The 14,189-nt window shown below is 71.1% G+C and carries 12 protein-coding genes; 5 read left to right on the top strand and 7 right to left on the bottom strand.

All coding sequences use genetic code 11. From position 1 onward, the window contains the following. Positions 1–28: 28 nt before the first annotated feature. Together TAE01_RS15890 and TAE01_RS15885 are read left to right on the top strand one after the other, a co-directional pair. The gene (locus tag TAE01_RS15890; RefSeq protein WP_147067789.1) at positions 29–2,251 is read left to right on the top strand and encodes an NADP-dependent isocitrate dehydrogenase; all 2,223 of its coding nucleotides are present in this window, start codon (positions 29–31) and stop codon (positions 2,249–2,251) included. 95 nt (positions 2,252–2,346) lie between these two features. After that, positions 2,347–3,261, top strand: a complete 915-nt coding sequence (locus TAE01_RS15885) for a DUF2199 domain-containing protein (RefSeq protein WP_147067788.1) — start codon at positions 2,347–2,349, stop codon at positions 3,259–3,261. A 141-nt stretch (positions 3,262–3,402) separates the two neighbouring features. Here the strand turns inward: TAE01_RS15885 and TAE01_RS15880 are convergent, their stop codons facing one another. Then, complete coding sequence (locus TAE01_RS15880; protein WP_147067787.1) at positions 3,403–4,107, bottom strand: FadR/GntR family transcriptional regulator; 705 nt, start codon at positions 4,105–4,107, stop codon at positions 3,403–3,405. A gap of 158 nt (positions 4,108–4,265) precedes the next feature. On the opposite strand from TAE01_RS15880, the gene TAE01_RS15875 reads away from it, so the two are divergent. Both TAE01_RS15875 and TAE01_RS15870 read left to right on the top strand, forming a co-directional pair. Continuing rightward, complete coding sequence (locus tag TAE01_RS15875; RefSeq protein WP_147067786.1) at positions 4,266–4,796, top strand: gluconokinase; 531 nt, start codon at positions 4,266–4,268, stop codon at positions 4,794–4,796. Then, positions 4,793–6,187, top strand: coding sequence for a GntP family permease (locus tag TAE01_RS15870; RefSeq protein WP_186815240.1), 1,395 nt, complete (start codon positions 4,793–4,795; stop codon positions 6,185–6,187). The genes TAE01_RS15875 and TAE01_RS15870 overlap by 4 nt, the downstream gene beginning before the upstream one ends. A 160-nt stretch (positions 6,188–6,347) precedes the next feature. Here the strand turns inward: TAE01_RS15870 and TAE01_RS15865 are convergent, their stop codons facing one another. From TAE01_RS15865 to TAE01_RS15840, 6 genes are all read right to left on the bottom strand, one after another. After that, positions 6,348–7,562 carry an acyl-CoA dehydrogenase family protein gene (locus TAE01_RS15865; RefSeq protein ID WP_147067785.1) on the bottom strand — a complete coding sequence of 405 codons (1,215 nt, stop codon included), beginning with the start codon at positions 7,560–7,562 and terminating at the stop codon, positions 6,348–6,350. A gap of 10 nt (positions 7,563–7,572) precedes the next feature. Next, on the bottom strand, positions 7,573–8,040 hold the full coding sequence (locus TAE01_RS15860; RefSeq protein WP_147067784.1) for an SCP2 sterol-binding domain-containing protein: 468 nt from the start codon (positions 8,038–8,040) through the stop codon (positions 7,573–7,575). An 83-nt stretch (positions 8,041–8,123) separates the two neighbouring features. Continuing rightward, positions 8,124–8,915, bottom strand: a complete 792-nt coding sequence (locus TAE01_RS15855; protein ID WP_147067783.1) for a PIG-L deacetylase family protein — start codon at positions 8,913–8,915, stop codon at positions 8,124–8,126. 12 nt (positions 8,916–8,927) lie between these two features. Next, positions 8,928–9,404 carry a GNAT family N-acetyltransferase gene (locus TAE01_RS15850; protein ID WP_147067782.1) on the bottom strand — a complete coding sequence of 159 codons (477 nt, stop codon included), beginning with the start codon at positions 9,402–9,404 and terminating at the stop codon, positions 8,928–8,930. Between the two features lie 162 nt (positions 9,405–9,566). Then, positions 9,567–12,338: a type I DNA topoisomerase gene (gene topA / locus TAE01_RS15845; RefSeq protein ID WP_147067781.1), complete on the bottom strand. Its 2,772-nt coding sequence runs from the start codon at positions 12,336–12,338 to the stop codon at positions 9,567–9,569. Positions 12,339–12,494: 156 nt separating this feature from the next. Continuing rightward, positions 12,495–12,953 (bottom strand): GyrI-like domain-containing protein, encoded by a 459-nt coding sequence (locus TAE01_RS15840; RefSeq protein ID WP_147067780.1) that lies wholly within the window; start codon positions 12,951–12,953, stop codon positions 12,495–12,497. Between the two features lie 231 nt (positions 12,954–13,184). Here TAE01_RS15840 and TAE01_RS15835 point away from each other — a divergent pair, with 231 nt between their 5' ends. Further along, a complete protein-coding gene (locus tag TAE01_RS15835) occupies positions 13,185–13,964 on the top strand; it encodes a dioxygenase family protein (RefSeq protein ID WP_147067779.1) in 780 nt (259 codons plus the stop codon). Positions 13,965–14,189 lie beyond the last annotated feature (225 nt).

Genomic DNA, 14,189 nt, shown 5'->3' with positions numbered 1-14,189 from the left:
GACCAGCAACCCGAACGGAGCACCCGCGTTGGACTCGACAATCATCTACACGCACACGGACGAGGCGCCCGCCCTGGCCACGGCCTCGCTGCTGCCCATCGTCTCGGCCTTCGCCAAGCAGGCCGGCGTCGAGGTCGAGACGCGTGACATCTCGCTCTCGGGTCGCATCATCGCCGCGTTCCCCGACGCCCTTGAGCCCGAGCAGCGCATCGGCGACGCCCTCGCCGAGCTCGGCGCGCTGGCCAAGACGCCCGAGGCCAACATCATCAAGCTGCCCAACGTCTCGGCGTCGATCCCGCAGCTCAAGGCCGCGATCGCCGAGCTGCAGGCTGCCGGCTACGCGCTGCCCGACTACCCCGACAACCCGACCACCGACGAGGAGAAGGCGGCGCGGGCGGCATACGACAAGATCAAGGGATCGGCCGTCAACCCCGTTCTGCGCGAAGGCAACTCGGACCGGCGCGCGCCGGCGTCGGTGAAGAGCTACGCCCGCAAGCACCCGCACTCGATGGGTGCGTGGACCGCGGAGTCCAGGACGAACGTCGCCACGATGGGCGCCGACGACTTCCGCCACAACGAGACGTCCGTCGTCATCGACGCCGACGACACGCTGCGGGTCGAGCTCGTGGGCGCAGACGGCTCGACCACCGTGCTCAAGGAGTCGATCCCCGTCCTCGCCGGCGAGGTCGTCGACGCCACCTTCATGAACGTCGCGGCCCTGCGCGACTTCCTCTCCGAGCAGGTGCGGCGCGCCAAGGAGGAGGGCGTCCTCTTCTCCGTGCACCTCAAGGCCACGATGATGAAGGTCTCCGACCCGATCATCTTCGGCCACGTCGTGCGCGCCTTCTTCCCCGACCTCTTCGAGACGTATGCCGGGTCGCTCGCGGCCGTCGGCGCGTCCCCCAACGACGGGCTGGGCGCCGTGCTCAAGGCCGTCGAGGGCCTGCCCGCCGACGAGCGCGCCGAGGTCGAGGCAGCCGTGGCGAAGGGCTTCGAGGACGGGCCGGCCATCGCCATGGTCGACTCCGACAAGGGCATCACCAACCTGCACGTCCCGAGCGACGTCATCGTCGACGCGTCCATGCCGGCGATGATCCGCACGTCGGGCCACATGTGGAACCGCGAGGGCGGCGAGCAGGACACGCTCGCCGTGCTGCCCGACAGCTCCTACGCCGGCATCTACCAGGTCGTCATCGACGACTGCCGCGCCAACGGCGCCTACGACCCGTCGACGATGGGCTCGGTCGCCAACGTCGGCCTCATGGCCCAGGCGGCGGAGGAGTACGGCAGCCACGACAAGACGTTCGAGATCCCCGCCGACGGCACCGTCCGCATCGTCGACGCCTCGGGCACGACGCTGCTCCAGCACGCCGTCTCGGCCGGTGACATCTGGCGCGCCTGCCAGACCAAGGACGTGCCGATCCGCGACTGGGTCAAGCTCGCCGTCACGCGCGCCCGTGCCACGGGCCAGCCGGCGATCTTCTGGCTCGACGCCGACCGGGCGCACGACGCGAACCTCATCACCAAGGTGGGCGAGTACCTCACCGAGCACGACACCGACGGCCTCACCATCGAGATCATGAAGCCGACCGACGCGATCGCCTACTCCCTCGGGCGCATCCGCAAGGGCGAGGACACGATCTCGGTCACCGGCAACGTGCTGCGCGACTACCTCACCGACCTCTTCCCGATCCTCGAGCTCGGCACGTCGGCCAAGATGCTGTCGGTCGTGCCGCTCATCAACGGCGGTGGGCTCTTCGAGACCGGCGCCGGCGGCTCGGCCCCGAAGCACGTGCAGCAGCTCGTCAAGGAGAACTACCTCCGCTGGGACAGCCTCGGCGAGTTCCTCGCTCTCGCAGTCAGCTTCGAGCACCTGGCCGACGTCACAGACAACGTCCGTGCACGCGTGCTCGGCCAGACGCTCGACCGGGCGACCGGCACGTTGCTCGACGAGAACAAGGGCCCGGCCCGCAAGGTCGGCCAGCTCGACAACCGCGGCAGCCACGTGTGGCTCGCGCTCTACTGGGCCCAGGAGCTCGCGAAGCAGACCGACGACGCCGCCCTGGCCGAGACGTTCGCGCCGGTCGCGCAGGCGCTGTCGGACGACATTGCCACGATCTCCCAGGAGCTCGTCGACGCGCAGGGCCACCCGGTCGACATCGGCGGCTACTACCGACCCGACCCCGCCAAGGTCGCCTCGGTCATGCGCCCGTCGACGACCTTCAACGCGATCATCGACGCCCTGGCCTGACCGCCGGCGACGGCCGAGCGCCGTAGCGAAGTGCCCACTCGACTTCCGGAGTCGAGTGGGCACTTGCGCGTATGCCGTCGTGTGACACTTCGGCCATGACGCTCAGCCTGGACTTCACGAGCCGTGACGAGGCGCAGGAGTGCCCCGACTGCGGCGGGAGGCGACTGGCCCACGACGGCGTCGCCCTCGGCCTCCCCGACGGCCTCCACGCCCGGTTCAGCGCGTTCGAGTACGACCACGCCGCCCCCGAGGTGTTCGTCGAGGTGACCTTCGGGCGCACCCACCGCGGCGCCTTCCACCCCGACGAGACCTTCGCCGCGCGCTACGGGTCGGTCGAGGGTCTGCACGAGCCGGCGTGCAGCCTCGTCACCGGAGGTCTGGTGGCGCCCCCCGATGCCCCTCTCGGGCGCAGGCTCACGCGCGACGAGGCACTCCTGCACCCGCGGCTCGACCAGTTCTGGGAGGTCAACGACCTCGTCCTCGAGCAGCTCGCGGAGCGCCACGGCACCACCTGCTACTGCTGCGGCGGCGACCTCGACGATCTCGAGCGGCACATCCGGTTCCGGCTGCCCGACGTCGTCGCAGCGCTGCCGGACGCCGAGCGCACGGCCGGGGTCGGTCTGAGCGACCGCGACCCGGACCGGGCGGACTTCCTCGAGTCGGCCGAGCACGGCTGCTTCGTCCGATCCCGGCTCCGACTGCCGCTGACCGGCGGGCACGCCCTGACCGTCGGGGTCTGGCTCCAGGTGACGCCCGAGACGGCCCAGCGGATCGGGCGACTGTGGGCGAGCGACCTCTACTTCACGCTGGGCTTCGAAGGCCGGCTCGCGAACGCCCTGCCGCTCGTGGGTGCGGCCGGCGCGCCCGTCACCGCCGGCGCGCCCGTGCCCGCGGACGGGGTGCCGGTGGTCAGGACGTCGACGGACCCTGCGCTCGCCGCTGCCCTGTCGAACCCCCAGGACGCCGCGGTCGTCTTCGACGCGGTCGGCATGCCGCCACCGTCGAGCTGAGCGCACGGCCCACAGCGGGCCGTCCACAGCGGGTCGCCCACGGCGGACGTGGCACCATCCGTGGCACGGCACCACACGGCATACGACGGTCTGGGTCGGAGCTGCCCCGCCTCGGTACGCGCACGAGAAGCGCTGGGATTCCTACGATTCCGCGTCGCGCAGAGCGTCGCTGGCCTCGGTGATGATGGCCTGCATGGCGGCCGCTGCGGCGACGCCGTCACCCGACTGGACGGCCTCGGCGACGTCACCGTGCAAGCGCACCGCCACCGGGTTGGGCGTGGCCGGCATGAGGTCGTGGTGGGTGCGACCGGCGAGCACCTCGCCGACGACGTCGGACAGGGCGGCGAGCATCTCGTTGCCGGAGGCCGCGAGCAGCGTCGCGTGGAAGAGCTGGTCGGCCTCGAGGTAGGCCTCGAGATCGCCGGACTTGGCGTGCACCGCCATCTGCATGACGGCCCCCATGAGGGCGCCGCACTGGTCGGGCGTGGCCCGGGCGGCGGCGAGCTCGGCTGCGACCGGCTCGATGCCGCGCCGGACGTCGCCGAGCGAGAGCAGCTGATCCTCACGGCCCGGCCCGTCGAGGCGCCAGCGGATGACTCGCGGGTCGAAGACGTTCCATGAGGTGCTCGGGAGCACCCGGACACCGACGCGCTTGCGGGCCTCGACGAGCCCCATCGAGCCGAGCACCCGGACGGCCTCGCGCACGACCGACCGCGAGACGCCGTAGCCCTCGTCGAGCTGGTCGATGCGCAGCACGGTGCCCGCGGCGAGCTCGCCCGAGGCGATCTGGCGACCGAGGTCGTCGAGGACGCTCGCGTGGAGCGCGGGGCGGTGTTCGAGGGGCACGGGGCCAGCCTGACACACGGCCGTCCTATGAACGGCAACCCCTTCTTAAAACTGTTTTATTTTCACCGGAGGCTTGATAAGACGCTCTTGTTGCTGCACCCTAGGTCGAGCGACTCGACGAAGACGTCGTTCGAGCCGGACGAAGGAGTCACGGAGACATGCAGCACCACCCACCTCCCCTGGTCGTCGTCATGGGGGTGTCCGGCTCGGGCAAGACCACCGTCGGCGCGGCCCTCGCGCAGCGTCTGCGCGTCCCGTTCGCGGACGCCGACGACTTCCACCCGCAGGCCAACATCGACAAGATGTCGGCCGGCATCCCGCTGACCGACGCCGACCGCGGCCCGTGGCTCGCGACGATCGCCATCTGGCTGCGGGAGCACGCGGAGAGCGGCGGCGTGGCCAGCTGCTCGGCGCTCAAGCGCGCCTACCGCGACGTCCTCGCGGCCGCGGCGCCCCAGGTCTTCTTCGTGCACCTGCACGGCGACCCCGACGTCATCGCCGCCCGCGTCGCCGGGCGCCCCGGCCACTTCATGCCGGCGGCCCTCGTCGAGTCGCAGTTCGCGACCCTCGAGCCCCTCGAGCCGGGCGAGCACGGAGCCGTCCTCGACGTCGACCAGCCCGTCGACGAGCTCGTCAGCCAGTCCCTCTCTCTCCTGAACCCCCGCGACCCGGAAGCGACCCGCCCATGACCGCCGACCTGCTCTCCCTGCTGCCCTCCTCGGCGTTGGCCGCCGACACGCTGCCCGACATCCCCGCCGGACGCCTCGTCCCCGCCGCGCTCATCGGCATCGCCGTGCTCGTGGTGCTCATCGTGCGCTTCAGGCTCCACCCGTTCCTGTCCCTCACCCTCGGGTCCCTCACGGTCGGTGCGATCGCCGGCGTGCCGATGGCCGACGTGCTCGACAGCTACACCAAGGGCTTCGGCAGCACCGCGGCCGGCGTCGGCACCCTGATCGCCCTCGGCGCGATGTTCGGCAAGCTGCTCGCGGACTCGGGCGGCGCCGACGAGATCGTCGACACGATCATCGGCCGCAGCAGCACCCGCTCGCTGCCCTGGGCCATGGCCGCCGTCGGCGCGATCATCGGCCTGCCGATGTTCTTCGAGATCGGCCTCGTCCTGCTGATGCCGGTGATCTTCCTCGTCGCCCGTCGCTCCCAGCAGTCCGTGGTGCGCGTCGGCATCCCCGCCCTCGCCGGCCTGTCGGCCATGCACGGCCTCGTGCCGCCGCACCCCGGCCCGCTCGTGGCGATCGACGCCCTCAAGGCCAACCTCGGCGTCACCCTCGGCTTCGGCATCCTCGTGGCCATCCCGACGATCGCCATCGCCGGCCCGTGGTTCGCGCGCTTCGCCGCCCGCTGGGTCGACGTGCCCGCCCCCGACCTCTTCGAGGCCCGCGAGTCGGAGACCGGCCCTCGCCCGTCGTTCGGCGTCACGATGCTCACGGTGCTGACCCCCGTCGTCCTCATGATGGGCAAGGCGCTCGCCGACATCCTCGCCGGCAAGGGCACCGTCGCCCGCACGGTCCTCGACTTCCTCGGCACGCCCCTCATCGCGCTGCTCATCGCGGTCATCCTCGCGATGTTCACCCTCGGCCGGGGCGCCGGCATGGGCACGAAGGAGATCGGCGCCTCGCTCGAGTCCTCGCTCGGCCCCATCGCCGGCATCATCCTCATCGTCGCCGCCGGTGGCGGGTTCAAGCAGACGCTCGTCGACACCGGCATCGGCCAGCTCGTCGCCACCTGGATCGCCGGCAGCGGCCTCTCGGTGCTGCTTCTCGCGTGGCTCGTCGCCGTCCTCATCCGCCTCGCGACGGGCTCGGCCACGGTCGCCACGGTCACCGCGTCGGGCATCCTCGCCCCACTCGCGGCCGGCATGCCGACGACCCAGGTGTCCCTCATGGTCCTGGCCATCGGCGCCGGCTCGGTCTTCTTCTCGCACGTCAACGACGCCGGCTTCTGGCTCGTCAAGGAGTACTTCGGCCTCAAGGTCGGCCAGACGATCAAGACCTGGTCGCTCATGGAGACGATCCTGTCGGTGACGGGACTCGTCTTCGTGCTCCTGCTCAACCTCGTCGTCTAGCACCCCCCTCGGCCCGCTCCACCGGCCACCACCCCGCCCTCGACCGTCGAGAGGCCGGTGTCTTGCGGGTGTCGCCGAGTCGAGAGGCCAGCTCTCGTCACGAGAGCTGGCCTCTCGACGTCCCGCTCCCCGCACGGAGGGGCGACTCGACGGGTGGGGGTCAGTGGATGCGGACGCCGCTGATGGCGCGGGCGATGACGATGCGCTGGATCTCGGACGTGCCCTCGAAGATCGTGTAGATCTTCGCGTCGCGCGACCACCGCTCGACCGGGTGGTCGGTGACGTAGCCGGCCCCACCGAGGATCTGCACCGCCTTGTCGGTGACCGCCACGGCCACCTCACCGGCCTTGAGCTTGCTCATCGAGCCCTCGGCCGCCGTGAACGGCTGGTTGGTGCGGCCCATCCACGACGCCCGCCACACGAGCAGCCGCGCGGCGTCGATCTCGGTCCTCATGTCGGCGAGGGCGAAGGCGATGGCCTGGTTCTCGATGATCGGTCGCCCGAAGGCCACGCGGTCCTTGGCGTAGTCGAGGGCGTACTCGTAGGCCGCCCGCGCGATCCCCAGCGCCTGCGCGCCGACCGTGGGGCGTGAGATCTCGAACGTCCGCATGGCCGCCTGGCCGGTGGAGGACGTGCCCTCGCGCGCCCGGGCCAGGCGCTCGTCGAGCCTGTCCCTGCCGCCGAGCAGGCACGAGCCGGGCACCCGCACGTCGTCGAGGAACACGTCGGCGGTGTGCGACGCGCGCAGCCCGAGCTTCCGCAGCTTCTTGGCGCCCTCGAGGCCCTTCGTCCCCGGCGGGACGACGAACGCCGCCTGGCCGCGGGAGCCGAGCTCGGGGTCGACCACGGCCGTCACGACGTGCACGTTGGCGATGCCGCCGTTGGTGATGTAGGCCTTCTGCCCGTTGATCACCCATTCGTCCGTGGCCTCGTCGTAGCGGGCGCGCGTACGCATGGCACCGACGTCGGAGCCCGCCTGCGGCTCGGTCGTCGCGAAGGCGGCCAGCTTCGGGTCGTCGGCGTCGCCGTAGCACTGCGGCAGCCACTCGACCATCTGGTCCGGGGTGCCCGAGCCGTAGATCGCGGCGACGGCCAGCGTCGTGCCGAAGATCGACATGCCGATGCCGGCGTCACCCCAGAAGAGCTCCTCGTTGGCGAGGTTGATCGAGATGCCGGTCGGGTCGGACCAGCACTGCGCGAGGAACTCGAAGCCGTAGAGGCCGTTCCTCGCCGCCTCCTGGATGACCGGCCAGGGCGTCTCCGCACGGGCGTCCCACTCGGAGGCCGCGGGCCGGACGACGTCGGCGGCGAAGCCGTGCACCCAGTCCCGCAGCTCGGTCTGGTCGTCGTTCAGGGCCAGCGAGAACTCCACCACGAGGCGCCCCTCAGGCCTTGGGGATGTCGAAGAAGTTCGCGATGTTGGCGGCCAGCCCGAGGTCGCCCTTGGCCTTGATCTTGCCGGTCATGAACATCATGACCGGGTTGCCGCTCTTGGTGATCACCTTGGTGAAGTCGACCGGGGTCATGGCGAGGGTGAGCGTCGCGTCGCCGTCGTGACCGGGCACCGTCGTGCAGGTGCCGTCGGCGAAGCGCACCGTCCACTCGTCGGCGCCGCCGTCGGGGCGCCCGGTGATGCTCCAGTGCGTCGTGGCCGTCGTCGAGCCGGCACGGTCGGGCCGGAAGAGCTCGGGCATGCGCCGGAAGATCGCGTCGATGATCGCCTCGCGGTTGGGGCTCTCCATGACCTGCTTGACGTCCTTGTCGGACATCTCCTTGACGATGCGGATGAACTCGTGGGGCTCGACCGCGGCGATCTGCTCGGCGGTCGCGGTCGTGAAGTCGATCTCGGACATCAGGGGTCCCTCCGGAGGAAACGTCGCTGTCTCGTCGGGCGTGGTCGCACGCCGAGGTTACCGAGAGTAGGTTACCGGACGGTTCACTCGTCGAGGAACCAGCCCGCCACCATTCCCTCGGGACGCCCGGGCTCGATGTAGTGCTCCCACGCGAAGGCCACGGCGAACATCTCCTGCGGCATCTGGAGCATCCCCTGTGCGTCGGACTGGCTCGCATGGGCCTTGAGCGCCGAACGCTTGACCTCGAGGAACTCGCTGACGTCGCAGGCCCAGTGCAGCTCGCTCTCGAGGCTGCCGAGCGGGTTGCCGTCGTCCATCGGCTGGCTCGGGTCCCACTCCCCCACGTCGAGGCCTGCCGCCATGGCGGCCTGGTGGGAGCGGATCATCGCGTCGCGGTTCATCGAGCCCTCGAGGTAGCGCGGGGTGCCGGCGAGCTCGGCCGCGCGCTTCGTGACGGCGTGGACCTTGACGTGGTCCGGGTGCCCGTAGCCTCCGTGCCAGTCGTAGCCGACGACGATGTCGGCGCCCTCCTGACGCAGCACCGCCGCGAGCCGCTCGGCGGCCTCCTCGGTGTCGGCGCGGGCGAAGCTCTCCTCGTGGTCGTTCTGCGCCCAGCCGGTCATGCCGGAGTCGGCGTAGCCGAGGAACTCGACGCGGTGGGTCCCGATGACCGCGTTGGAGGCGGCCGCCTCGGCGCGGCGTCGCTGGACGACGGTCTCGCCCTCGCCGAGGTCGTCGGGCGCGTCTCCGTGGTCGCCGTTCGTGGCGACGACGAGGACGACGCGGTGGCCCTCGCTGACGGCGCGGGCCATGGAGCCCGCGGACTGGGACGCCTCGTCGTCGGGGTGGGCGTGGACGAAGACAACGGTTGACATGTCCTCAGCCTCTCACCGCTCGCCGACGGTGCCCGCGTCGCCGGCGGACGCCTCCCCGACGGGCAGGGTGTAGACGACGTAGCCCTCGAAGGTCGCCACCTCGTCGTAGAGCCTCCGGGCCACGGCGTTGGACTCGTGGGTCTGCCAGTAGACGCTGCCGCAGCCCTGCTCGCGGGCCCAGTCACGCACCGCGCCGATGAGCTCCGTCGCGACCCCCCGGCCTCGCACCGTCGGGTCGGTGAAGAGGTCCTCGAGGTAGCAGAGGTCCGGCTCGCTCGAGCTCGGGTGCACGAGGAAGTGGGTGATCCCCACGAGCTCCTCGTCGATCCAGGCGCCGAGCCCGTGCAGCCTTGCGCCCGAGGCGATCTCACGCCACGCCCTGTCGTATGCCGTGTCGTCGAGCGTGCGCTCGTAGAAGCCGATGTACGCCCGGAAGAGCTCTTCCCACCGGGCCCGGTCGCCGGCCTCGAACCGTCGGATCTCGATCACGACCCGACGCTAGCGCGGCGGCGGCGAACCCGTCAGGGCCAGCCCACGGCATACGCGATGGGCTACTCGGTGACGGGTGTGACGACGAGGCCGCTCGACGGACGGCGGCCGGGGGGGCCACTCGATGGTCGAGTGGCCGCCCCGTCACAGCTGTCGCAGAGCTCAGGACTTCTTGGCCGTCGTCTTCTTCGTCGTGCGCGAGGTCGTCTTCTTCGCGGTCTTCTTGGCGGTCTTCTTCACGGCCCGCTTGCGGGTCGTGGGTCCCTTGGCGCGCTTCTCGGCGAGCAGCTCGTAGCCACGCTCGGGGGTGATCGACGCGGGGTCGTCGTCCTTGCGCAGGGTCGCGTTGGTCTCGCCGTCGGTGACGTAGGGACCGAAGCGACCGTCCTTGACGACGACGGGCTTGCCGCTGACCGGGTCGGCGCCGAGCTCCTTGAGCGGGGGCGTCGCGGCGGCCCGGCCCCGCTGCTTGGGCTGCGCGTAGATCGCCAGCGCCTCCTCGAGCGTGATGTCGAAGAGCTGCTGCTCGGTCGTCAGCGAGCGCGAGTCGGTGCCCTTCTTGAGGTAGGGCCCGTAGCGACCGTTCTGCGCCGTGATCTCGACGCCCTCGGCGTCGGCGCCGACGACGCGCGGCAGCGAGAGCAGCTTGAGCGCGTCGTCGATCGTCAACGTCCCGAGCTCCATGTCCTTGAAGAGCGAGGCGGTGCGCGGCTTGACCTTGGCAGCCTTCCTGGCCTTCGGCTTCTCGGCGGCGGCAGCGTCGTCGTCCTCGATGACCTCGGTGACGTAGGGCCCGTAGCGACCGGCCCGCGCGACGATCTCGCGGCCCGTCTCGGGGTCCTTGCCGAGCACCTTGCCGTCGTCGGCGGCGACCTCGAGGAGCTCGCGCGCCATCTCGGGCGTCATCTCGTCGGGCGCGATGTCGTCGGTGATCGTGGCCCGGCGCGGGGTCGCCGGCACCTCGGCGCCGTCGGCCACCTCACCCGTGGCCAGGTCGACACCGGCAGGCACGACCTCCTCGACGTAGGGGCCGTAGCGACCGACGCGCACGACGATGCCGTCGCCGATCGGGATGGTGCTGATCTCCTTGGCGTCGATCTCGCCCAGGTCCTCGACGAGGCTGCGCAGGCCGGCGGCGGAGGTCGCCTCCTCACCGAAGTAGAAGCGTTTCAGCCACTCGACACGGCCCTCGTCGCCGTTGGCGATGCGGTCGAGGTCCTCCTCCATCGAGGCGGTGAACTCGTAGTCGACGAGGTTGCCGAAGTGCTCCTCGAGCAGCCGCGTCACGGCGAAGGCGAGCCACGTCGGCACGAGGGCCTGGCCCTTGGTGAAGACGTAGCCGCGGTCCTGGATGGTGCCGATCGTCGAGGCGTACGTCGAGGGGCGGCCGATGCCGCGCTCCTCCATCGCCTTGACGAGGGTGGCCTCGGTGAAGCGGGCGGGCGGGCTCGTCTCGTGGCCGTCGGCCTCGGCGCGGACGACCTCGAGCGCCACCCCGGCCGACAGCTTGGGCAGGCGGCGCTCCTCGGCGGCGGCATCGGCCTTGGCCGCGGACTCGTCGTCCCGGCCCTCCTCGTAGGCGGCGAGGAAGCCCTTGAAGGTGATGACGGTGCCGCTGGCGCTGAACTCGACGGTCTGCGCGCCCTCGAGCGCCGTGTCGACGGCGAGCTTGACGGTGGCCGTCGAGCCGCGGGCGTCGGCCATCTGCGAGGCGACGGTGCGCTTCCAGATCAGCTCGTAGAGGGCGAACTCCTCGCCGCGCAGCGACCCGGCCACCTGCGCCGGCGAGCGGAAGCGGTCACCGGCGGGACGGATGGCCTCGTGGGCCTCCTGGGCGTTCTTGACCTTCTTCTCGTAGCGGCGCGGGCTGTCGGGCACGTACTCGGCGCCGTACATGTCGCGGGCCTGGCTGCGCGCGGCGGTCGTCGCGGCGTCCGACAGCGTCGTGCTGTCGGTACGCATGTAGGTGATGTAGCCGTTCTCGTAGAGCCGCTGCGCCACGCGCATCGCGTTCTTGGACGACATCCGCAGCTTGCGCGAGGCCTCCTGCTGGAGGGTCGAGGTCGTGAACGGCGCCGAGGGGCGGCGGGTGTAGGGCTTCTCCTGGACGTCGGTGACGCGAGCCTTCAGAGGCAGGCACGCCTCGGCGATCCGGGTCGCGAGCGCCTCGTCGAGGTGGACGACACCCTTGCCCGTCAGGCGCCCGTCGTCGGCGAAGTCGCGGCCGGAGGCGACGCGGACGCCGTCGACGGAGGACAGTCGGGCGGTGAACTGCTGGCTGGCGGAGTCGGGCGTGAAGTCGCCCTCGACGTCCCAGTACGAGGATCGGACGAAGGCCATGCGCTCGCGCTCGCGCTCGACGACCATGCGGGTCGCGACGGACTGCACGCGGCCGGCCGACAGGCCCTGGCGGACCTTGCGCCACAGGACCGGGCTGACCTCGTAGCCGTAGAGGCGGTCGAGGATGCGGCGGGTCTCCTGGGCGTCGACCATCGCGGTGTCGATCTCGCGGGTGTCGTTGACGGCGCGCTGGATCGCCTCGCGGGTGATCTCGTGGAACACCATGCGCTTGACGGGGACCCGCGGCTTGAGCGCCTCGAGCAGGTGCCACGCGATGGCCTCGCCCTCGCGGTCCTCATCGGTGGCGAGGTAGAGCTCGCTGGCGTCCTTGAGCAGGCGCTTGAGCTCGGCGACCTTCTTCTTCTTGTCCGGGTCGACGACGTAGTACGGCTCGAAGCCGTTGTCGACGTCGACGGCGAACTTGCCGAACGGGCCCTTCTTCATGTCGGCCGGCAGCTCGGACGGGTTGGGCAGGTCACGGATGTGACCGACGGACGCCTCGACCTCGAAGTCCCCTCCGAGGTAGCCGGCGATGGTCTTCGCCTTGGCGGGCGACTCCACGATGACGAGCTTGCGGCCCTTGCCTGCGGCCATGGTGACACCTTCGACTTCCCGCATCTCACGTGCAGCGGATTCGTCGCTGCCCCGACGTGGACGCGGACCGACCGTAACAGCCCGCGCGGGGTGCGGTCTCCCGGCATCCGGTGGAGAGGACGTATGCCGTGTCGCTCGCAGGCTCGCCCGGTGCCCTCAGGCGAGCGACCAGTGGACGAGGGTGCGCCAGGTGGTGGGATCGGGCTCCCGCTCGGGGTCGCTGAGGTAGCTCTCCCACACGACGGGTCCGGGGACCAGCTGCCGGTCGACCATCCACCGCTCGACCTGGCCGTAGGTCTCACCCATGGTGTCGTAGGGCCCGACGTGCACGGCCTCGACGACGCTCCCGCCGGGGAGGGTGCTCGGCACGACCTCGCCGGCAGCCTCGACCGGGCGCGCCACCGGGAAGCCGGCCTCGACGTCGACGACCGTCGTGGGCATGCCCCGGTAGAGCCCGAAGGGAGGCCCCGCGGGAGCCTGCCCCTGCTGCCCGATGGTGGCCGCGGCGGTGGCGAAGGCCCGCGCGAAGAAGGCGGGCAGCTCGTCCATCGCCACCGTGGAGCGCACGACGGCGGTCGGCTGCTCGGTGGTCTCGACGGTGCGGATCTCGTTCATCGACCCAGCGTGCCGTCGCTCGGCGCGGTCCGACAGGGCCGAAGGGCCCACCTGCGGAGGGCCCGCCTGCCGGAGAGCCCACCTGCCGGAGAGCCCGCCCAGGTGCCGGCCGGGCACCCGCGAAGGTCTTCGGTCAAAGGCCACCGGACGGCATACGTCCTCGGGAATGATGACGGGCGAGGCCACGTTCCCTCTGATAGTTTAGACTTCAACAACTTCGGAAGGAAGTCCATGTCCGCCCCGGTCCTCTACCTCAGCCACGGCGCACCGCCGCTCGCCGACGACGTGCGCTGGACGGGCGAGCTCGCCGGCTGGTCGGCCGACCTGCCCAAGCCCAAGGACGTCCTCATGGTCTCCGCGCACTGGGAGGACGCGCCGACGACGCTCGGCTCGACCACCGGAGCACCGCTGACCTACGACTTCTGGGGGTTCCCGCAGAAGTACTACGAGGTCACCTACGACGCGCCCAGCGCCCCCGCGCTCGCCGACGACGTGACCAAGCTGCTCACGTGGCCCGGTCACCAGGTGCACCGCGAAGAGGCGCGCGGACTCGACCACGGCGCCTACGTGCCGCTCAAGGAGATGTTCCCCGAGGCCGACGTGCCGGTCCTCCAGATGTCGATGCCGACTCTCGACCCGCGCGGCCTCTTCGAGATCGGGCGGCGCCTGGCCCCGCTGCGCGAGCAGGGCACGATGATCGTCGGCTCCGGCTTCACGACCCACAACCTGCGCTGGTTCAACCCGCACGGGGGCGCCGACGGTCTGCCGCCTCGCGCGAGTGCCGAGTTCGACCACTGGGCGCAGGAGGCCATGAAGGCCCAGGACGTCGACAGCCTGCTCGACTTCCTCGACAAGGCGCCGGCCGCCCACGAGGCCCACCCGCGCACCGAGCACTTCGCGCCCCTCTTCGTCACCCTCGGCGCGGCCTACGAGTCCGGCGGCCTCGACAACAAGAGCGTCATCGACGGCTTCTGGTTCGGCCTGAGCAAGCGGTCCTGGCAGTTCGGCTGAGCAGCGCCGGCGGCTCGTGGCGGAGTCCGCGGCCCAGTCCGCGGCAGAGTCCGCGCGGCATCCGGGGGATCCGGGGAACCCGCGGGTAACCCCACCCGTTCGACACGTGTGGGGCCCCACGATCGCGGCCGCGGCTCGGAACCTCCCCTGACTCCGAGCCGCGGTCGCACCCCACCGAGGGTCCGGCGCGGGTCCGGCCGGAGCCCGAGGAGGGGGTCCGCGGGG

The organism is Terrabacter aerolatus (assembly GCF_007991735.1).
In the GTDB taxonomy this organism is placed as follows: Bacteria; Actinomycetota; Actinomycetes; order Actinomycetales; family Dermatophilaceae; genus Terrabacter; species Terrabacter aerolatus.
This window is presented reverse-complemented; position numbering and strand designations above follow the sequence as displayed.

Excerpts from the sequence above, each read along its gene's own strand:
- TAE01_RS15885 (WP_147067788.1), top strand. The coding sequence starts at position 2,347 with ATGACGCTCAGCCTGGACTTCACGAGCCGTGACGAGGCGCAGGAGTGC.
- TAE01_RS15875 (WP_147067786.1), top strand. The coding sequence starts at position 4,266 with ATGCAGCACCACCCACCTCCCCTGGTCGTCGTCATGGGGGTGTCCGGC.
- TAE01_RS15870 (WP_186815240.1), top strand. The coding sequence starts at position 4,793 with ATGACCGCCGACCTGCTCTCCCTGCTGCCCTCCTCGGCGTTGGCCGCC.
- TAE01_RS15860 (WP_147067784.1), bottom strand. The coding sequence starts at position 8,040 with ATGTCCGAGATCGACTTCACGACCGCGACCGCCGAGCAGATCGCCGCG.
- TAE01_RS15855 (WP_147067783.1), bottom strand. The coding sequence starts at position 8,915 with ATGTCAACCGTTGTCTTCGTCCACGCCCACCCCGACGACGAGGCGTCC.
- topA (WP_147067781.1), bottom strand. The coding sequence starts at position 12,338 with ATGGCCGCAGGCAAGGGCCGCAAGCTCGTCATCGTGGAGTCGCCCGCC.
- TAE01_RS15840 (WP_147067780.1), bottom strand. The coding sequence starts at position 12,953 with ATGAACGAGATCCGCACCGTCGAGACCACCGAGCAGCCGACCGCCGTC.
- TAE01_RS15835 (WP_147067779.1), top strand. The coding sequence starts at position 13,185 with ATGTCCGCCCCGGTCCTCTACCTCAGCCACGGCGCACCGCCGCTCGCC.